The sequence below is a fragment of the Streptomyces sp. GL_140 genome, from assembly GCF_057834465.1.
In genome coordinates, this window is the sequence record NZ_CM174404.1 from 4,756,409 (window position 1) to 4,776,093 (window position 19,685).

The following is a 19,685-nucleotide window of genomic DNA, read 5'->3' on the forward strand; positions in this document are numbered from 1 at the left end:
GGGCTCCGGTGCAGCGCAAGGGTGCGCGCTCGCAGTAAGGGATGGCATGTCCATATTCGACGACGTGGCTCACCAGTACATCGACGGCGAATGGCTGGCCGGTACCGGTTCGTGGGACATCATCGACGTCAACCCGTACAACGGGGAGAAGCTCGCGGCCATCACCGTGGCCACCGTCGAGCAGGTCGACCGCGCCTACCGCGCCGCCGAGCGTGCCCAGAAGGAATGGGCCGCCACCAGCCCGTACGCCAGACGCGCCGTCCTGGAACGCGCCCTGCGGATCACCGAGGAGCGCGAGAAGGAGATCGTCGAGGCGATGATCGACGAGCTCGGCGGGACCCGTCCCAAGGCCGAGTACGAGGTCCACCTCGCCAAGGAGTTCATCCGCGAGGCCATGCAGCTGGCCGTCCGGCCCGAGGGCCGCATTCTGCCCTCGCCGGTCGAGGGCAAGGAGAACCGGGTCCAGCGGCTGCCCGTCGGGGTCGTCGCCGTGATCAGCCCGTTCAACTTCCCCTTCCTCGTCACCCTCAAGTCGGTGGCTCCCGCCCTGGCACTGGGCAACGCGGTCGTGATCAAGCCGAACCAGAACGCGCCTGTGGTCGGCGGAGGGGTCATCGCCAAGATCTTCGAGGAGGCCGGGCTCCCGGCCGGGCTGCTCAACGTCCTGGTCACGGACATAGCCGAGATAGGCGACGCGCTCCTGACCCACCCCGTCCCCAAGGTCATCTCCTTCGCCGGTTCCGACCGGGTCGGCCGGCACGTCGGCGCCGTCGCCGCCCGCCACTTCAAGCGGACGGTCCTGGAACTCAGCGGCAACAGCGCGCTCGTCGTCCTCGACGACGCCGACCTCGACTACGCGGTGGACGCGGCCGTCTTCAGCCGCTTCGTCTACCAGGGCCAGGTCTGCATGGCCGCCAACCGGATCCTGGTCGACGCCTCGGTCGCGGAGGAGTTCACCGAGAAGTTCACCACCCGCGTGCGCGGCCTGAAGACCGGCGACCCGCACGAGGCCGACACCCACATCGGCCCCCTGATCAACTCCTTCCAGGCCGACGCCCTCACCGCGCTCGTCGACCGCGCCGTCGAGTCCGGCGCGCAGGCCCTCGTACGCGGCTCTACGCGCGGCAACCTGGTCGAGCCGACCGTCCTGGCCGGGCTGCCCGAGGACTCCCCGCTGCTCGGCCAGGAGATCTTCGGACCCGTCGCGCTGCTCGTGGTCTTCGACGGCGAGGACGAGGCGGTCCGCCTCACCAACGCGACCCCGTACGGACTCAGCGGCGCCGTCCACACCCGCGACGTCGAGCGCGGGGTCCGCTTCGCGCAGCGCATCGAGACCGGGATGATCCACGTCAACGACTCCACCATCGGCGACGAGCCGCTGGCCGCGTTCGGCGGGGAGAAGGCCTCGGGGCTCGGACGGCTGAACGGCGAGGCCACGATCGAGGCGTTCACCACGCAGAAGTGGATCTCGGTCCAGCACGGCCGGACCCAGTTCCCGTTCTAGTGGCCCGGGAGACCTAGACTCGGACGCGTCAGGCGAGGACGCGTCCGGGGGAGAGCCGAGTTGAGCAACATACCGGAGACCGGGCGCACACCCCGGGTCCAGCACCGGCTCATCATGATCCAGATCGTGGTGTTCTCGCTGCTGCTCACGCTCGGCGGCCGGCTCTGGTACCTCCAGATCCGCAACGGCCAGGAATACACGGACGAGGCGAAGAACAACAACACCCAGCAGGTGGTCCAGCCGGCCGTGCGCGGCGCGATCCTCGACTCCCGCGGGATCCCACTCGCCGACAACGAGACCCGCATGGTGGTCTCCGCCAGCCGCACCGACCTGTCCAAGATGAAGGACCGCGGCAAGGGCGTCCTGACGCACCTCGCCGAGGTGCTGGGCCTCAAGCCCGAGGACGTGGTCAACGGCGTCCGGCTGTGCGACGCCAAGACCCCCAAGCCCTGCTGGAACGGCTCCCCGTACCAGCCGATCCCCATCACCGACGAGGCGACCACCGACCAGGTCCTGGAGATACGGGAACACGCCGAGCAGTTCCCCGGCATCACCGCCGAGCCCACCGCCGTGCGCCGCTACGCCGGCCCCGACGGCGCCAACACCTCCCAGGTGCTCGGCTACCTCTCCCCGGTGACCGACTCCGAGATCACCAAGGCCAAGAGCTCCGACTCCCCGTACCTGCGCTCCGACCAGGTGGGCCGCAGCGGCCTGGAGCGCACCTACGACAAGGAGCTGCGCGGCAAGGCGGGCATCACCCGCTACGAGGTGGACAACCTCGGCCGGATCCTCGGCGAGGGCGTCAGCGACAAGGCGCAGCCCGGCGCGAACATCGTGACCTCGATCGACTCGCGCGTGCAGGCGGTGGCCGAGCGCGAGCTGAACAACGCGATGATCGAGGCCCGCAAGGGCTTCGACAAGAACACGCACCGCAACTACGAGGCCGACTCGGGCGCCGTCGTGGTCATGGAGGCCAAGACCGGCCGGGTCGTCGCCATGGCCTCCAACCCGACCTACGACCCGAACGCCTGGGTCGGCGGCATCTCCGCGAAGGACTACGCCTCCCTGACCGACAAGGAGTCGAACTACCCGCTGCTGAACCGGGCCATCCAGGGCCAGGCGGCCCCCGGCTCGATCTTCAAGGTGGTCTCCTCCACGGCGGCGGTCAACGCCGGCTACCCCTTCAACGGCCGCTACGGCTGCCCGAGCTCGTACTCGGTGGGCAACCAGACCTTCACCAACTTCGAGTCCCAGGGCTACGGCGACATCACCATCGGCAAGGCCCTGGAAGTCTCCTGCGACACCGTCTACTACGGCATCGCCGACAAGGAGTGGAAGAAGGACGGCGGGATCAAGCCCAAGGCGCAGCCGGGCGACATCTTCTTCAAGACCGCCCACGAGTTCGGCCTCGGCAAGCCCACCGGCATCGACCTGCCCAGCGAGGTCCCGGGCCGGGTCCCCGACCGCCAGTGGAAGAAGGACTTCTTCGAGGCGAACAAGGCCGCCTGGTGCCGCGACGGCAAGAAGGACGGCTCGTACGCCGAGAAGATCGCCTACGAGAACTGCCGCCAGGGCAACCAGCTGCGCGAGGGCGACGCGATCAACTACTCCATCGGGCAGGGCGACACCCTCGTCACCCCGATCCAGATGGCCTCCATCTACGCGGCCATCGCCAACGGCGGCACCCTCCACCAGCCCGCCATCGGCAAGGCAGTGGTCAGCGCCGACGGCTCCTCGGTGAAGGAGATCGCGCCGAAGGTGCAGGGCAAGCTCCCGATGGACGCCGAGCTCCGCGACGACATCGACGGCGCGCTCGCGGCCGTGGCCACCACCGGCAGCGCGGCCTGGCGCTTCGGCGGCTGGCCGCAGAAGCAGATCCCGATGCACGCGAAGACCGGTACGGCCGAGGTCCAGGGCAAGCAGACCACCTCGTGGTTCGCCTCCTACACCGAGGACTACTCGATCGTCATGACCATCTCCCAGGGCGGCACCGGCTCCGGAGCCTCGGGCCCGGCCGTCCGCAAGATCTACGAGGCCATGTACGGCCTGGACGAGAAGGGCAACCAGGACCTGTCGAAGGCCCTCCTCCCCAAGCCGCAGACGGAGCTGCCGCCGGCCCGCCAAGAAGACCAGTAGGCGCCCGGCGATTGCGGACAGGAACTGACCGCAAGGCTCCGTAACGTGGTTCTCGTCAGCAGGAGAAGAACCCCACCGAAAGCAGGCGGTCGGTCATGGCTCAGATTTCCACAGAGGTCCCCGGCGACGAGCGCGGCACGCTCCTCTCCTTCGTCGAGGCCCAGCGCACCGCGCTGCGCGAAACGGTGCAGGGCCTCAGCGAGGAGCAGGCCGCGAGCCGCCCGAGCGCGAGCGAGCTGTCCCTGTCGGGCCTGCTCAAGCACGCTGCCGAGTGCGAGCGCAACTGGCAGTACATGGCCCGGCAGGAGCCGAACCCGTACCAGCGCTCCATGGAGACCTGGGGCGACTCCTTCCGGCTGACCGACGGGGAGACGATCCCGGCCGTCCTGGCCCTCTGGGACGAGGTGGCGGCGCAGACCGAGGCCCTCATCGCCGCCGTCCCCAGCCTGGACGACACCTTCCCGCTGCCCGAGGCCCCCTGGTTCCCCAAGGACGGCAAGGTCTCGATGCGCTGGATGCTGCTGCACCTGGTGGAGGAGTTCGCCCGGCACGCGGGCCACGCGGACGTCATCCGGGAGACCCTGGACGGCACCAAGGCCATGGGATAGCGGTGGCGGCGGGCCCGGCGGACACCGCGGGCTTGCACCTCACGCCACGTGAGGGACCACAGTGAAGGGCGTACCCAACCAAGAGGAGCGGGAAAGATGAGCTACTCCGTGGGCCAGGTCGCCACCTTCGCCGGAGTCACGGTGCGCACCCTGCACCACTACGACGAGATCGGGCTGCTCTCCCCGAGCGGCCGCAGCCGGGCGGGACACCGGCGGTACGACGACGCCGACCTCGACCGGCTGCAGCGGATCCTGTTCTACCGGGAGCTCGGCTTCCCGCTCGACGAGGTCGCGGTCCTGCTGGACGACCCGGAATCGGACCCGAGGGAGCACCTGCGCAGGCAGCACGCCCTCCTGTCCGACCGGATCGCAAGGCTCCAGCAGATGGCCGCGGCCGTGGAGCACGCCATGGAGGCCAAGAAGATGGGCATCAACCTCACGCCCGAGGAGAAGTTCGAAGTGTTCGGGGACAAGGACCCCGAGAAGTACGCGCAGGAGGCGGAGCAGCGCTGGGGCAACACCGAGGCCTACGCGCAGTCGCAGCGGCGGGTGGCCGGCTACACCAAGGACGACTGGAAGCAGATCCAGGACGAGGTCGCCGACTGGAGCGCCCGTTACGCGGCCCTGATGGAGGCCGGTGAGCCCGCCGACGGCGAAGCGGCCATGGACATGGCCGAGGAGCACCGACAGCACATCGTGACGCGGTACTACGACTGCTCGTACGAGATGCACACGGGCCTCGGCGAGATGTACGTCGCGGACGAGAGGTTCAAGGAGTTCTACGACTCCATGCGCCCGGGCCTCGCCGAGCACCTGCGGGACTCGATCACGGCCAACGCGGTGCGCAAGGCGTAGCCGCTGTTCCCCGGAACATTCCCTGGAACCAGGCGGGGGTGGTGTGCGTTCATAATTGGACGGACACCCCCCAGATCCAGGAGAGCCCGGAACTCGTGAACATGCTCGCGCTCGGCCCTGAGTGGATTTCCCCGGAGTACCTGATCGGGCATTTCGGCCTCATCGGCATCCTGGTCATCGTCTTCGCGGAATCGGGCCTCTTCGCGTTCCTGCCCGGCGACTCGCTGCTCTTCACGGCGGGCCTGTTCGTCGCGAGCGGCACCATCAAGCAGCCGCTGTGGCTGGTCTGCACCCTGATCGCGGTCGCCGCGATCGTCGGTGACCAGGTCGGATACATGATCGGCAAGGTCTTCGGCCCGAAGATCTTCAACAAGCCGAACTCCAAGCTCTTCAAGCGCGAGAACCTCGACGCCGCGCACGACTTCATGGAGAAGCACGGCCCCAAGGCCATCGTGCTCGCCCGCTTCGTGCCGATCATCCGCACCTTCGCGCCGATGGTCGCGGGCGCGACCGCGATGAAGTACCGCACCTTCCTGATGTTCAACATCATCGGCGGCGTCCTGTGGGGCGCGGGCGTCACGATCCTGGGCTACCAGCTCGGCCAGTTCGAGTTCATCAAGAACAACGTCGAACCGATCTTCATCGGCATCGTCCTGATCTCCGTCATCCCGGTCATCCTCGAGGTCCTCAAGGCCCGCAAGGAGAAGAAGTCGGCGACCGGGTCCGCGGAGCACTCCGAGGCCGCCGCCGGCCAGGACCCGCAGGCCCCGGGCCCGCGCGGCGGCCGCCACGCGAAGCGCTAGCCGCCGGCCTACGGAGCCCCGTAGGCCCCGTACAGACGCGGACGCCCCGCGGACCCGACCGGTCCGCGGGGCGTCCGCGTTGGCGCCTGCGGCCGGGCCGGGGGTGCTAGAAGCCGCGGGTGCGCTTCGCCGAGCGGCGCTTCGCGGAGCTGGCCGCGCCCGGGATCCGCATGAACAGCCGGGACACCTCCGAGCCGAGGTTGACGCCGATGGCGATGGCCAGGGCGATGGCCGCGGCGTTCGTCAGCGAGGCCAGCCCCTCGTTGAGCCGGTTCTCGGCGATCAGCAGCAGTCCGTAGTACGTCGCCGAGCCCGGGAGCAGCGGGCCGATGGCCGCCGTGACGAAGGGCAGGGCCGAGGAGATGCGGTGGCGGGAGAGAAGCTGCCCGAAGAGGCCGACCAGGCCGGCCGCGATCGCGGTGGAGGGCACCGGGGGGATGTTGCCCGCGTAGTGCAGGGCCCCGTAGACCACCCAGGCGACCCCGCCGTTGAGGGTCACGATCCACACGGTGGAACGTTCCTGCTGGAGCAGGATCGCGAACGTGAACACCAGAACCATCGAGGCGGCGATCTGGAGCAGCGGCCGCTGCTCGATCTGCAGCACGTCCTCCGGCTGCGGATTGGAGCCGAACTGGAGACCCATGTAGAGCATCACCAGCACGCCCATGATGATGCCGATGAAGAGGTACATCACCTCCAGCAGCCGGGCGGAAGCGGTGATGTAGTAGCCGGTCAGACCGTCCTGCACGGCCGCGACCAGGGCCCGCCCCGGCAGCAGCGCGAACAGTCCGCCGGTGATCACGGCGGAGGAGCGCACGTCGAGGTCGGTCAGCTTCAGGGCCACGCCCATCGCGGCCGGCGGCATCGCCGCGACCACGAACTGGTAGAACTCCGGCAGCCCGCGACCCGCGCAGAGCCAGGCCAGCCGGTCGCCGAGGACCGCGCCGAGTGCGGCTGCGAAGAACACGAGGACCCCACCGCCGACCAGCGTGGAGGCCGCCCCGGCGAGCAGTCCGGCGGCGGCGGTGAGCATCCAGCCGGGGTACGGGTGCCGGTTGCGGCGGATCTCGGCGAGGCGGCGGTACGCGTCCTCCAGCGAGATGTCGACCTCGTGCGCGCTGATGTCGTTGACGAGCCGGAAGACAGCCGAGAGCCGGTTGTAGTCGGTGCCCCGGCGGCGGACCGTGCGGTTCGCCGAGACCGGGTCGTCCACCAGCGAGGGCTGGTGGGTGATCGACAGCATGGTGAAGGTGACGGTCGGCTCGCAGCGGTCCAGGCCGTAGCTGCGCGAGACCGCGAACATCGCGGCCTCCACGTCCTCGGCCGCCTCACCGCCCGCGAGCAGCAGCTCGCCGATGCGCAGCGTCAGGTCGAGCACACGGCCCACGGCGGGCCCTGTCTCCACCGCCTGCTTCTGCGAGACCTCCGGGACCGGCCGGACGTCGACCGGCATGCGCAGCACGGTGCGCATCCGGTCCTGCCACAGGGACTCCTTCATCCGGGTGACGGGGAACCCGGCGCCGGTGTAGGCCGGCGGGGAGTGCGAGGCGCTGTAGGTGTGCGGGGTCGCGAAGGCGGAACCCTCGGGCTCGGGCTGCACCGGCTCCGCGCCTGCCGGACGGGCGAATTCCGAGGTGGGCTGATCCTCCTCGGGGACGTCGGGCTCCATCCCGGGCGGTGGCGTGAAGGCGCTGCGCGCCTCGTCGGACTGGGGCTTCCTGTCCTCTGCCCCATCGGCCTCCGCCACGCGTCCTCCAGTCCGTGATCACCCGGGGTATCAGTATGCGGAACGCACGGATCCACGGCGAAGTCAGATCCAGCCCCGCCGGCGATTGAGGCGCGGGGGTCCGGGGGCTGGCCCCCGTGCAACGGACCCGCACCGCGCACGACAACGGGCGGCACCCCCGAAGGGATACCGCCCGTGGTGTCACAGGGGCGGCGGGAAGTCCCGCTCACCCGTCACCGACCCGGAGGTCAGTGGTGGCCGCCCTGCGCCTCCAGGCGCTTGAACGAGGCCTCGATCTCGGCCTCGGCCTCGGTGCGGCCGACCCAGTTCGCGCCCTCGACGGACTTGCCCGGCTCCAGGTCCTTGTAGACCTCGAAGAAGTGCTGGATCTCCAGGCGGTCGAACTCGGACACGTGGTGGATGTCGCGCAGGTGCTCGACACGCGGGTCGGAGGCCGGCACGCACAGCAGCTTGGCGTCGCCGCCCGCCTCGTCCGTCATGTTGAACATGCCGATGGCGCGGCACTTGATCAGGCAACCGGGGAAGGTCGGCTCGTCAAGGATGACCAGCGCGTCCAGCGGGTCGCCGTCCTCGCCGAGGGTGTTCTCGACGAAGCCGTAGTCGGCCGGGTAGCTGGTCGAGGTGAAGAGGCGACGGTCCAGGCGGATCCGGCCGGTCTCGTGGTCCACCTCGTACTTGTTCCGCGAACCCTTGGGGATCTCGATGGTGACGTCGAACTCCACGTCCTGCTCCTCCATGATCAGCTTCATTGCTTCGGGACTGCGTTGACTCAGTTGATCCAACCGCGTGCGCGTCAGGCCCAGCCCTGTCGGGTGGGGTGCCATGCTCGCGGCAAGACGCAGTGGTTAAGTGTCCCTCACGCATATGTGTGATCGCGAAAGGGGCTGGTCCGAGGTGCCATTGGTCAAGACGTGGCAGCTCATTGCGGTGTCGGCCGTTACCGGCCTGGCCCTGTCGGCCGCGACGGTTGCCGCCGCCGGTCCCTGGGACTCCGGCCAGCGTAAGGCCGAGCGGGACAGAGCCGCCTCCTGGAGCCGTACGGGTGGTGCAGATCACGGTGGGGACGGGGCCCGCGCCCTGCCGCAGGCCGCCCCCAGCGCCCCCGGAGTGCTCCCCGCGGTCCGCTCCGGCAGCTCCGACAGCGGCTCCGGCGCCGGCTCCGACGGTCAGGCCGCGACGGCCGACCCCGGGCCGCTGGGCGCCGTGCTGCGGCCGCTGCTCGCCGACCCCGCGCTCGGGACCGTCCGCACCGCCTCGGTGATCGACACCGCCACCGGCCGGGTGCTGTACGAGTCCGGAGCCGGGCAGGCAATGACCCCCGCCTCCACCATCAAGATCGCCACGGCCTCGGCCGCACTCGCCGCCCTCGGGCCCGACCACCGCATCCCCACCACCGTGGCCTCCGGAGCGGGCCCCGGCCAGATCGTCCTGGTCGGCGGCGGAGACCCCTCGCTCACCGTCAGGAAGAAGGCCCCCGCCGGCTCCGGCGGCAGCCTCGTCGCCCTGGCGGCCGACACCGCCCAGGCGCTCAAGGCCGCAGGCACCGAGTCGGTGGTCCTCGGCTACGACGACTCCCTCTACACCGGCCCGGTCCGCCACCCGATCGGCGCCAACGACAACATCGCCCCGGTCACCGCCCTGACCGCCGACGAAGGCCGCTCCGACGACTCCTTCTCCGGACCGGTCCCACGCTCCGACGACCCCTCCAGGGACACCGCCCGCGCCTTCGCCGCCCTCCTCAAGGACCGCGGGATCCAGGTGACGGGCGAGCCCGCCAAGGCCAAGGCCCCGGCGGGCGCGGCCCCGCTCGCCGTCACCCTCTCGACCCCGCTCGCCGGGCTCGTCGAGCGGATGCTGACCAACAGCGACAACGACATCGCCGAGGCCCTGGCCCGCCACACCGCGCTCGCCGCGGGGCAGCCCGCCAGCTTCGAAGGCGTGGAGAAGGCCCTCGGCGCCAAGCTCGCCTCGCTCGGCATCGACACCTCGGGCTCCCGCTTCGCCGACGGCAGCGGCCTGAACCGCGCCGACAAGGTCAGCGCCGGGCTGCTGACCGCCCTCCTCGCCAAGGCCGCCGACCCGCGGCAGCCGCAGCTGCGGCCGGTCCTCACCGGACTGCCCGTCGCCGGATTCACCGGGACCCTGCGCACCCGCAACGCCGGAACCTCCCCGGCGGCAGGCCTGCTCCGGGCCAAGACGGGCACCCTGACCGGCGTGAACTCCCTCTCCGGGACCGTCGTGGACTCCTCCGGCCGACTGCTGGCCTTCGCGTTCCTGACCGCGAACGCCGCCGATCCGGGCGCCGCCGAGAAGGGCCTCGACCGGCTCGCGGCGGCGGTGGCCGAAGCCTCGTAGCGGGACCGCGACGGGCCCCGGGCGGGCTCCCGGCGGGATTCCGACGGCCTCGAAGCGGCATCGAGGCAGCGTCGAGAGGGCTTCCCTGCGGCCTCGACGCGGCTTCCCGGACGTCTCCCGGGGGCTCCGCCGACGCGCGAGTCCACGTACGGTTGACGCATGACGAGCATCGGTGGTGCGGAGATGGTCGACTGGAACCTCGCGGTGGCGACCGCGACCCGACTGGTGCGGCCCGGCCCGGAGGTCAGCCGGGACGAGGCGCGGGCCGTGGTCGCGGAACTGCGCAGGCACGCCAAGACCTCCGAACGGCACGTGCGCGAGTTCACCCGGATGATGCCGGAGGGCATGACCCCGCCCGACACCCCCGTCCTCGTCGTGGACCGGGCCGGCTGGGTCAAGGCCAACGTGGCCGGCTTCCGCGAGCTGCTGGCCCCGCTGCTCACCAGGATGCAGGACCGCCGCGCGGGCACCCCCGGCTCCGCCGTCCTCGGCGCCGTCGGCGGCAAGGTCACCGGCGTGGAACTGGGCATGCTGCTGAGCTTCCTGGCCTCCCGCGTGCTCGGCCAGTACGAGACCTTCGCGCCCCCGACCCTCGACCTGCCGGGCCCGGCAGGCGGCGGCCGGCTGCTGCTCGTCGCGCCGAACATCGTGCACGTGGAGCGGGAGCTGGAGGTGGACCCGCACGACTTCCGGCTCTGGGTCTGCCTGCACGAGGAGACGCACCGTACCCAGTTCACCGCCGTCCCGTGGCTCCGCGAACACATCGAGGGCGAGATCCAGACGTTCCTCGGCGCCACCGAGATCGACCCGACGACCGTCCTGGAGCGGCTGCGCGAAGCCGCCCAGACCTTCGCCGGGGCCCGGCCCGAAGCGGAGCGCGGCGACGAGGGCCGCTCGCTGGTCGAGCTCGTCCAGACCCCCGAACAGCGCGAGGTGCTGGCCCGGCTCACGGCCGTGATGTCCCTGCTGGAGGGCCACGCCGACTTCGTCATGGACGGGGTCGGGCCCGCGGTGGTGCCCTCGGTCGCCGAGATCAGGGAGAAGTTCCAGCAGCGCCGGGCCAGCGGCGCCGGCCGCCTCGACGCCGCCCTGCGCAAGCTGCTCGGCCTCGACGCGAAGATGCGCCAGTACCGCGACGGCGAGCGGTTCGTGCGCGGAGTCGTCGGCCAGGTCGGCATGGAGGGCTTCAACCGGGTGTGGACCTCGCCGAACACCCTCCCCACCAAGGCGGAGATCGCCAAGCCGTCGGACTGGGTGGCCCGGGTGCACCGCAAGGGGAGCGAACCGAGCGAGCGACGGGAGGCATGACGGGGGAGCGGTGACCGCGGACGCGCGACCGGGGAGGGGCGGCAGAAGAGGCGTGACCTGGGAGCTGTGACCCGGGACGCGTGACCCGGGAGGGAAGGCTCAACAGGAGTGGCTCAAGAGGCGTGAAGATGTCCCTCTGGGGGAAACAGCGTCACCCGTCCGAGGGACCGTGGGGCGTGGAAGGGCGTGCGATGCTCGGGGAACGGCTCGGCTCTGTCACCATCAACGCACTCTGAGTGACAACCCCCGTTCGCGGGGGTGGCCGGACAGCACCCCAGCGCACCACCCCCTCCAACGCCTCCCCAGCGCCTGACGAGGCATCCGAACTCCACCGAAGGGCACCGGACATGGGTCCCCATCCTGCGGTCGCGGCGATACGCCTGGCGGTCCGCCGCGTACTCCACGACGTCCTCACCGACCTCACCGACCGTCCCGCCGACCGTCCCGCCCCCGCGGCCCCTCCCCGGTCCCGTGCGGGCCGCCCCGGCCGCGCCCTCGGCGACCTGGAGGCCTTCGGGCCGCTCGGCGCCCTCGGACCCCTCGGGGCCGAAGAGGGGTACGGCCTCCCCGATACCGCGCCGCTCGTCCTCGTCGCCTGCTCAGGCGGCGCCGACTCCATGGCGCTCGCCTCCGCCCTCGCCTTCGAGGCCCCCAAACTCGGCATCCGGGCCGGCGGCATCACCGTCGACCACGGGCTCCAGGCCGGCTCCGACCTGCGCGCCGCCGAGGTGGTCACCCGCATGGCCGCCCTGCGCCTCGACCCGGTCGAGGCCGTCGCCGTGCGCGTCGGCCGTGAAGGCGGACCCGAGGCCGCCGCCCGCGACGCCCGCTACGCGGCCCTGGACGAGGCCGCCGACCGTCTCGGCGCCGCCGCCGTGCTGCTCGGCCACACCCGCGACGACCAAGCCGAAACCGTCCTGCTGGGCCTCGCCCGCGGCTCCGGAATCCGCTCGCTCTCCGGCATGCCCGAGGTTTCCGGAGGACCGGGCGTCGGCGGCCGCCGCCACCGCTACCGCCGGCCCTTCCTGCAAGTCGACCGGCAGACCGCCCGCAAGGCCTGCATGGTCCAGTCCCTCGCCGTCTGGGACGACCCGCACAACGCGGACCCCGCCTACACCCGCTCCCGGCTGCGCCACGAGGGACTGCCCGCCCTGGAGAAGGCGCTCGGCAAGGGAGTCGTGGAAGCGCTCGCCCGCACCGCCCAGCTCTCCCGCGACGACGCCGACGCCCTGGACGCCTGGGCCGCCGAGGCGGAGGGCCGCGTACGGGACGAGGACGGCCGCCTGGAGTGCGCCAAGCTGTTCGCGCTGCCCCCGGCCGTCCGCCGCCGGGTACTGCGCCGGGCCGTCGTCGCGGCCGGCTCTCCGGCCGGTTCCCTCTTCGCCCGCCACATCGAGGAAGTCGACCGGCTCATCACCGGATGGCGCGGTCAAGGAGCCATCAACCTGCCCGGCCGGGTCGAGGCCCAGCGGCAGGGTGGCAGACTGGTCATCCGGCAGGGCTGATTGGTGCTGAAACACGGCTGAGTCCTCCGGGGTCACTCCCCGGAGCCCCGGCCGCAAACGAAAGTGATGCGGGTGGACGAGAAGGACATGGGCAGCGACCTCCAGTCGGTGCTCATCACCAAAGAAGAGATCGACGCGAAGCTGGCCGAGCTGGCCGCGAAGATCGACGCGGAGTACGCGGGCAAGGACCTGCTCATCGTCGGCGTCCTCAAGGGCGCGGTGATGGTGATGGCGGACCTGGCACGCGCCTTGTCCACCCCGCTCACCATGGACTGGATGGCGGTGTCCTCGTACGGCGCCGGGACCCAGTCCTCGGGCGTGGTCCGGATCCTCAAGGACCTGGACACCGACATCAAGGGCAAGCACGTCCTGATCGTCGAGGACATCATCGACTCGGGTCTGACCCTGTCGTGGCTGCTGTCGAACCTGGGCTCGCGCGAGCCGGCCTCCCTCGAGGTCGTCACGCTGCTGCGCAAGCCCGACGCCGCGAAGGTCGCGATCGACGTGAAGTGGGTCGGCTTCGACATCCCGAACGAGTTCGTCGTGGGCTACGGCCTGGACTACGCGGAGAAGTACCGCAACCTGCCGTTCGTGGGCACGCTCGCCCCGCACGTCTACGGAGGCTGACCCCGACCCGGACCAAACGTCCGGGCAGGGGAACCCTGGAGCGATTCCCGCCGTTGGAGCATGGAAAGGCGGGTCTGTCAGCCGTCCCATGAGGCAGCGGGTGACAATACAGGGGTACATTCCGAAGAACAGTCTTTACTCACAGCAGCATTTACCTACGGGCAGGAGGGACGGGGTGCCTGGCGCCCCGTATGGATGGACGTGAAGCGATACTTCCGTGGGCCGGTCATGTGGATCGTGCTGGCCGTCCTCGCCGTGGTCGTGTTGATGAATGTGGTCGGCTCCGGCGGCGGCTACAAGTCGGTGGACACGAGCGAGGTCATCAAGGCGATCAACAGCGGCCAGGTGCAGCAGGCGCGCCTGACCACCGGCGACAGCCAGATGGTCAAGATCGACCTCAAGAAGGACCAGAAGCTCGGAGACAACTCCGGCTCCAAGTTCCAGGCCAACTACATCGGGGACCAGGGCGTCCAGCTCGCCCAGAACCTCCAGACCAAGTACGAAGCCGGTCAGATCCCTGACGGGTACTCCGTCACTCCGGACAAGACCAGCCCGTTCCTCAGCGTGCTGCTCTCGCTGCTGCCCTTCGTCCTCATCGTCGTCGTCTTCCTGTTCCTGATGAACCAGATGCAGGGTGGCGGCTCCCGGGTCATGCAGTTCGGGAAGTCCAAGGCCAAGCTCATCACCAAGGACACCCCGAAGACGACGTTCGCGGACGTCGCGGGCTCGGACGAGGCCGTCGAGGAACTCCACGAGATCAAGGAGTTCCTCCAGGAGCCGGCGAAGTTCCAGGCCGTCGGCGCCAAGATCCCCAAGGGCGTGCTGCTCTACGGCCCGCCCGGCACCGGAAAGACCCTGCTCGCGCGTGCCGTCGCGGGCGAGGCCGGTGTCCCCTTCTACTCGATCTCCGGTTCCGACTTCGTCGAGATGTTCGTCGGTGTCGGTGCCTCGCGTGTCCGCGACCTGTTCGAGCAGGCCAAGGCCAACGCGCCGGCGATCGTCTTCGTCGACGAGATCGACGCCGTCGGCCGGCACCGCGGTGCGGGCCTCGGCGGCGGTCACGACGAGCGCGAGCAGACCCTCAACCAGCTGCTCGTCGAGATGGACGGCTTCGACGTGAAGGGCGGGGTCATCCTGATCGCCGCCACGAACCGTCCCGACATCCTCGACCCGGCCCTCCTGCGCCCCGGCCGCTTCGACCGCCAGATCGCGGTCGACCGTCCGGACATGCAGGGCCGTCTGGAGATCCTCAAGGTCCACCAGAAGGGCAAGCCGGTCGCCCCGGACGTCGACCTGGGTGCGGTGGCCCGTCGTACGCCCGGCTTCACGGGTGCCGATCTCGCCAACGTGCTGAACGAGGCCGCGCTGCTCACGGCCCGCTCCGACGGGAAGCTGATCGACAACCACGCGCTGGACGAGGCGATCGACCGCGTCGTGGCGGGTCCGCAGAAGCGGACCCGGATCATGTCGGACCGGGAAAAGAAGATCACCGCGTACCACGAGGGCGGCCACGCCCTGGTCGCGGCGGCTTCCCCGAATTCCGACCCGGTCCACAAGATCACGATCCTGTCCCGCGGTCGGGCCCTGGGTTACACCATGGTCCTGCCCGACGAGGACAAGTACTCGACCACGCGCAACGAGATGCTCGACCAGCTGGCGTACATGCTGGGTGGGCGCGCGGCCGAGGAGCTGGTCTTCCACGACCCGACCACGGGCGCCGCGAACGACATCGAGAAGGCCACGGCAACGGCCCGCGCGATGGTCACCCAGTACGGCATGACCGAGCGCCTCGGCGCGATCAAGTTCGGCGGGGACAACACCGAGCCGTTCCTGGGCCGCGAGATGTCGCACCCGCGGGACTACTCGGAAGAGGTCGCGGCGCTGGTCGACGAAGAGGTCAAGAAGCTCATCGAGACCGCGCACAACGAGGCCTGGGAAATCCTGGTCGAGAACCGCGACGTCCTCGACAACCTGGTCCTCGCGCTCCTCGAGAAGGAAACGCTCAACAAGGAGCAGATCGCCGAGGTCTTCTCGACGATCGTCAAGCGCCCGGCCCGCCCGGCGTGGACCGGCTCCTCGCACCGCACCCCGTCGACCCGCCCGCCGGTGCTCTCTCCCAAGGAGCTCCAGCTGACGAACTCGGCGAACGGCACGGCGGCCGCCTCGGCCGCACCGGCCGTGTCGGTGGAGAAGTCCCCGGAGCCCTCCCCGGAGGAGCGCCCGGAGGCGTGATCCCTCCCGGAATGGATGCCGCGCCCCCCAGGTTCTAGCCTGGGGGCGCGGCACTTTCATATGCCTGCGCGCAGGCACACAGGAACGAGGAAGAGATGACCGACCCAGTGACCCTGACCGGTGGCGAGGGCACGATCGGCGAGTTCGACGAGAAGCGCGCCGAGGCGGCCGTTCGCGAGCTCCTGATCGCGGTCGGCGAGGACCCGGACCGCGAGGGGCTGCGGGAGACGCCGGGGCGCGTGGCGCGGGCGTACAAGGAGATTCTGGCCGGTCTGCGGCAGGAGCCCGAGGACGTCCTGACGACGGTGTTCGATCTGGGGCACGATGAGTTGGTCCTCGTGAAGGACATCGAAATCGTATCTTTGTGCGAGCATCATCTGCTGCCGTTCCACGGTGTCGCCCACGTCGGCTACATCCCGTCGGAGAACGGCAAGATCACCGGTCTGTCGAAGCTGGCCCGCCTCGTGGACGTCTTTGCCCGCCGCCCGCAGGTGCAGGAACGTCTCACTACGCAGATAGCCGACTCCTTGATGCAGATCCTTGATGCTCGGGGCGCCATCGTCGTGGTCGAAGCGGAGCACATGTGCATGTCGGTCCGTGGCATCCGTAAGCCGGGAGCCAAGACCATCACGTCCGCGGTCCGCGGCCAGCTCCGTGATCCTGCGACCCGCAACGAGGCGATGTCGCTGATCATCGCGCGCTAGCCGGATTGTCAGACCCGCCCGATAACGTCCTTGGCCAGGTGATCCCACTTGGCCAGGGGGCGGGATGGGCGGGCTGCCGAGCAAGCAGATGGTGAACGGGGTGGGCGGGCAGGCTCAGGCGAGAACCGTGGGCGTGGGCGACCGGCTGAGGAGGGTTTCGCAGCCAGGTACGCGGAGCGTCTGACGGCGGTGACCGGCCTTCCCTCCCGGCTGGGGGCCGTCACGAGGCCGTCGGGCTTCCTCCAGCGCCAATGTTCCGTTCGGCTCAGGCGCCTGCGGTGGCCTTGGTGGGGTCTTCGTCGTCCGGGAGTTTGAGGACGTGTTCCAGGAAGAGGGCCGCGGCGATGACCGCCGCGCCCGTCAGGACCGAGAAGCCCGCGTACCAGGCCTGGTCGCGGCGGGCCGGGACGTCCAGGGCGTCGGTCAGGAGGAAGACCCCGACGCCGCCGTAGCCGCCCGCGACCAGGGCCGCGACCAGGGCGCTGGACTGGCCGAAGACCACCGCGCGGGCCGCCATCAGCGGATCCACGCCCTTGGCGCCCGGCACCCGCTCGCGCTGGGCCTTCAGGCGGGCGCGCAGGGACAGGGCCGTGGCCAGCAGGACCACCGCGATGGCGCCGAGCACGATGGGCGCGGCGAGGGGGACGCCGGGCAGAGAGCCGTAGGAGTTCCACAATCGTGCGCCGGCCCACGACAGAACCCCGGCGACCGCGAAGATTCCCGCCAGGACCGCCGGCCTCAGTTGCTTCACGTGCGCCTCTCCCCGCTCTCCGTACGTACCAGGCGATCTTAAGCGTTCGGCCCTGCGGGGGCCGGTTACTCGGGGAGCCGCAGTTCCAGGTCCGGACGGCGCGCGACACCGGTCAGGCCCACGGCGGCCAGGAGCTCCGCCACCGGCCCGTGGCCCGGGATCTGCGCCTCGGGGTCGATGTCGTGCCAGGGGGCCAGCACGAAGGCGCGCTGGTGGGCGCGCGGGTGCGGGAGGGTGAGGACCGGGTCGCCGGAGACGACGTCGGCGTACGCGATGATGTCGACGTCGATCGTGCGCGGTCCCCAGCGCTCCTCGCGGACGCGGTCGAAGGCCTCTTCGATGGCGTGGCCGCGCTCCAGCAGGGAGCTGGGCGGCAGGGTGGTCTTCACCGAGATCACGGCGTTGAAGTACGAGGGCTGCGAGTCCGGGGCCACGCCCCACGGCGCGGTCTCGTAGACCGGGGAGACGGCCTTGACCCGCAGGCCCGGGGTGTCGCCGAGGGCGTCGATGGCGCCCTGCAGGGTCTCCAGCCGGTTGCCGAGGTTCGCGCCGAGCGCGACGACGGCCCACTTGGGGTTGGACAGGGTGATGTCCGCGGCGTCGACGGCTTCGACGACGGAGGCGGGTACCGGCTGGACGGTGGGGTCGCTCTGGGCGTTCATTCCGTTGTTCATGCGCGGCTCCGGGTGATCGTGATGGTCACGTCGTCGAAGGGCACGGTGATCGGCGCGTCCGGTTTGTGGACGACGACCTCCACCTGTGCGACGGCCTCGTGCTTGAGGCACTGCTGGGCGATCCGCTCGGCGAGGGTCTCGATCAGGTCGACAGGCTCTCCCTGGACCACGTGGACCACCTCTTCGGCGACGACCCCGTAGTGCACGGTCTTCGCCAGGTCGTCGCCGGCTGCCGCCGGGCGGGTGTCGAGGTGCAGCACCAGGTCGACGATGAAGGTCTGGCCTTCCTCGCGCTCCCGGGGGAAGACGCCGTGGTGCCCGCGAGCCTTGAGGCCGCGCAGCGCGACACGATCCACGCGAATCACTCCTGCTTTTCGTAGGTTCTTCCGGTCCGGGACTCCCCGGATCCATGGGCCTACGCCGAGTGCGGTCGGCGTCGTCCATCTTCGAATTTACCTGCGAAATACCCGATCCCCCGACGGAGGGGTCAGGAGGACTCCTCCTCGTCGTCCTCATCGGAGTCCGTGAGCACGGGAGAACCGTGGTGCGACCACAGTCGCCAGCCCTCCGGTGTGCGTCGGAACACATTCGTGGCGACGACGAGCTGCCCGACGAGCGGGCCCAGTTCCCCGCTGTCCTCGGCGGGTCCGCCGCTGAGGATGTTCTCCGTGCAGGTCACCAGGGCGGTGTCGCCGATGACGGCGACCTTGGTGTCGGTGAGGAAGAACTGGATGTACTCGGTGTGGGACATGATCAGCGCGTACGAGCGCAGCACCTCGCCGCGTCCCGAGAGCACCGGCCAGCCCGGATGCACGCAGGAGATCTCGTCTTCGAGCCAGAGCGCCGACAGTGCGTCGAAGTCCCCCTGTTCCATGGCCTCGTAGAAGGCCGTGTTGACCTCTTCGACGGCTTCGATGTCGCTGCGGCTCACCTTTCCCCTTCCTCGGTGTCGCGGGTCGTACGGAGTGCCCCTTCCACGGCGCGGGCCACCCGAACCGCGTCGGCGCTCGCCCGTACCTCGTGGACCCGTACGGCCCAGGCGCCCTGGTGGGCGGCGATCGCGGTGATGGCCGCGGTGGCGGCGTCGCGCTCGCGGGCGGGCGGCGGGGAGGCGTCGGCGGTCCCGGCCAGGACCCGGCCGAGGAAACGCTTCCGCGAGGCGGCCACGAGCAGCGGGAAGCCCAGCGCGCGCAGCTCGGCGAGGTGGGCGACGAGGGCCAGGTCGTGCTCGGCGTTCTTGGCGAAGCCCAGACCGGGGTCGACGAGGATCCGCCCGGGGGAGATCCCGCCGGACACCACGGCGTCGATGCGCGAGCGCAGCTCGGCGGTGACCTCGGCGAGGACGTCCTCGTAGACGGCGAGGCTGTTCATGCCGTCGCTGAAGCCGCGCCAGTGCATGACGACGAACGGCACCTCGGCGGCGGCCACGGCCGGGATCATGCCGGGGTCGGCGAGCCCGCCGCTGACGTCGTTGACGAGGACCGCGCCCGCGGCGACGGCCTGGGCCGCGACGGAGGCGCGCATGGTGTCCACGGAGACGGCGACGCCCTCGGAGGCGAGGCCCCGTACGACGGGGACCACCCGGCGCAGCTCCTCCTCCTCGTCGACGCGGGAGGCGCCGGGGCGGGTGGATTCACCGCCGACGTCCACGAGGTCGGCGCCCTGGGCGACGAGGTCGAGGCCGCGCTTGACGGCCGCGGTGGTGTCGAACCAGCGGCCGCCGTCGGAGAAGGAGTCGGGGGTGACGTTGACCACGCCCATGACCCCGCAGCGGTCCCATTCCGGCAGGCCTTGGACCCGGCCCCGGCCGTCGCCCGCGTGCTTCGTGTTCATGGGTCCAGGGTATGGCTTGCCTTGGATCGTCCGCCCTGGATGC

18 protein-coding genes are annotated in these 19,685 nt (G+C 70.4%); 11 read left to right on the forward strand and 7 right to left on the reverse strand.

Going from position 1 to position 19,685, the window contains the following annotated elements; all coding sequences use genetic code 11:
* The first annotated feature begins 46 nt into the window (after nucleotides 1-46).
* From AC3IYJ_RS22080 to AC3IYJ_RS22100, 5 genes are all read left to right on the forward strand, one after another.
* Nucleotides 47-1,504, forward strand: coding sequence for an aldehyde dehydrogenase family protein (locus tag AC3IYJ_RS22080; protein ID WP_489396508.1), 1,458 nt, complete (start codon nucleotides 47-49; stop codon nucleotides 1,502-1,504).
* Between the two features lie 60 nt (nucleotides 1,505-1,564).
* Nucleotides 1,565-3,640: a penicillin-binding protein 2 gene (gene mrdA / locus AC3IYJ_RS22085; protein ID WP_489396509.1), complete on the forward strand. Its 2,076-nt coding sequence runs from the start codon at nucleotides 1,565-1,567 to the stop codon at nucleotides 3,638-3,640.
* Nucleotides 3,641-3,735: 95 nt separating this feature from the next.
* The gene (locus AC3IYJ_RS22090) at nucleotides 3,736-4,248 is read left to right on the forward strand and encodes a DinB family protein (RefSeq protein ID WP_489396510.1); all 513 of its coding nucleotides are present in this window, start codon (nucleotides 3,736-3,738) and stop codon (nucleotides 4,246-4,248) included.
* A gap of 96 nt (nucleotides 4,249-4,344) precedes the next feature.
* A complete protein-coding gene (locus AC3IYJ_RS22095; protein ID WP_489396511.1) occupies nucleotides 4,345-5,103 on the forward strand; it encodes a MerR family transcriptional regulator in 759 nt (252 codons plus the stop codon).
* Between the two features lie 41 nt (nucleotides 5,104-5,144).
* On the forward strand, nucleotides 5,145-5,906 hold the full coding sequence (locus tag AC3IYJ_RS22100) for a DedA family protein (protein WP_489396512.1): 762 nt from the start codon (nucleotides 5,145-5,147) through the stop codon (nucleotides 5,904-5,906).
* Between the two features lie 106 nt (nucleotides 5,907-6,012).
* Here AC3IYJ_RS22100 and AC3IYJ_RS22105 read toward each other — a convergent pair whose 3' ends face one another.
* Nucleotides 6,013-7,653, reverse strand: coding sequence for a threonine/serine exporter family protein (locus AC3IYJ_RS22105; RefSeq protein ID WP_489396513.1), 1,641 nt, complete (start codon nucleotides 7,651-7,653; stop codon nucleotides 6,013-6,015).
* 227 nt (nucleotides 7,654-7,880) lie between these two features.
* Nucleotides 7,881-8,375, reverse strand: a complete 495-nt coding sequence (locus tag AC3IYJ_RS22110; RefSeq protein ID WP_030756147.1) for an inorganic diphosphatase — start codon at nucleotides 8,373-8,375, stop codon at nucleotides 7,881-7,883.
* 172 nt (nucleotides 8,376-8,547) lie between these two features.
* On the opposite strand from AC3IYJ_RS22110, the gene dacB reads away from it, so the two are divergent.
* The 6 genes from dacB to folE all read left to right on the forward strand — a co-directional run bounded on the left by dacB (nucleotide 8,548) and on the right by folE (nucleotide 16,384).
* Entirely contained in the window at nucleotides 8,548-10,008 is a 1,461-nt protein-coding gene (gene dacB / locus AC3IYJ_RS22115; RefSeq protein ID WP_489396514.1) for a D-alanyl-D-alanine carboxypeptidase/D-alanyl-D-alanine endopeptidase, read from the forward strand.
* Between the two features lie 159 nt (nucleotides 10,009-10,167).
* Nucleotides 10,168-11,316 carry a zinc-dependent metalloprotease gene (locus AC3IYJ_RS22120; RefSeq protein WP_489396515.1) on the forward strand — a complete coding sequence of 383 codons (1,149 nt, stop codon included), beginning with the start codon at nucleotides 10,168-10,170 and terminating at the stop codon, nucleotides 11,314-11,316.
* A gap of 347 nt (nucleotides 11,317-11,663) precedes the next feature.
* Nucleotides 11,664-12,821: a tRNA lysidine(34) synthetase TilS gene (gene tilS / locus AC3IYJ_RS22125; protein WP_489396516.1), complete on the forward strand. Its 1,158-nt coding sequence runs from the start codon at nucleotides 11,664-11,666 to the stop codon at nucleotides 12,819-12,821.
* Nucleotides 12,822-12,887: 66 nt separating this feature from the next.
* Nucleotides 12,888-13,448 carry a hypoxanthine phosphoribosyltransferase gene (hpt, locus tag AC3IYJ_RS22130; protein ID WP_330297848.1) on the forward strand — a complete coding sequence of 187 codons (561 nt, stop codon included), beginning with the start codon at nucleotides 12,888-12,890 and terminating at the stop codon, nucleotides 13,446-13,448.
* Between the two features lie 195 nt (nucleotides 13,449-13,643).
* Nucleotides 13,644-15,680, forward strand: coding sequence for an ATP-dependent zinc metalloprotease FtsH (gene ftsH / locus AC3IYJ_RS22135; protein WP_489396517.1), 2,037 nt, complete (start codon nucleotides 13,644-13,646; stop codon nucleotides 15,678-15,680).
* Between the two features lie 95 nt (nucleotides 15,681-15,775).
* The gene (gene folE / locus AC3IYJ_RS22140; protein WP_489396518.1) at nucleotides 15,776-16,384 is read left to right on the forward strand and encodes a GTP cyclohydrolase I FolE; all 609 of its coding nucleotides are present in this window, start codon (nucleotides 15,776-15,778) and stop codon (nucleotides 16,382-16,384) included.
* Between the two features lie 265 nt (nucleotides 16,385-16,649).
* Here the strand turns inward: folE and AC3IYJ_RS22145 are convergent, their stop codons facing one another.
* From AC3IYJ_RS22145 to folP, 5 genes are all read right to left on the reverse strand, one after another.
* A complete protein-coding gene (locus AC3IYJ_RS22145; protein WP_489396519.1) occupies nucleotides 16,650-17,135 on the reverse strand; it encodes a DUF3180 domain-containing protein in 486 nt (161 codons plus the stop codon).
* 65 nt (nucleotides 17,136-17,200) lie between these two features.
* On the reverse strand, nucleotides 17,201-17,809 hold the full coding sequence (folK, locus tag AC3IYJ_RS22150; RefSeq protein ID WP_489396520.1) for a 2-amino-4-hydroxy-6-hydroxymethyldihydropteridine diphosphokinase: 609 nt from the start codon (nucleotides 17,807-17,809) through the stop codon (nucleotides 17,201-17,203).
* Nucleotides 17,806-18,165 carry a dihydroneopterin aldolase gene (gene folB, locus AC3IYJ_RS22155; protein WP_330297854.1) on the reverse strand — a complete coding sequence of 120 codons (360 nt, stop codon included), beginning with the start codon at nucleotides 18,163-18,165 and terminating at the stop codon, nucleotides 17,806-17,808. The genes folK and folB overlap by 4 nt, the downstream gene beginning before the upstream one ends.
* Nucleotides 18,166-18,296: 131 nt before the next feature.
* Entirely contained in the window at nucleotides 18,297-18,740 is a 444-nt protein-coding gene (locus AC3IYJ_RS22160; RefSeq protein WP_489396521.1) for a nuclear transport factor 2 family protein, read from the reverse strand.
* Nucleotides 18,737-19,642, reverse strand: a complete 906-nt coding sequence (folP, locus tag AC3IYJ_RS22165; RefSeq protein ID WP_489396522.1) for a dihydropteroate synthase — start codon at nucleotides 19,640-19,642, stop codon at nucleotides 18,737-18,739. The genes AC3IYJ_RS22160 and folP overlap by 4 nt, the downstream gene beginning before the upstream one ends.
* Nucleotides 19,643-19,685 lie beyond the last annotated feature (43 nt).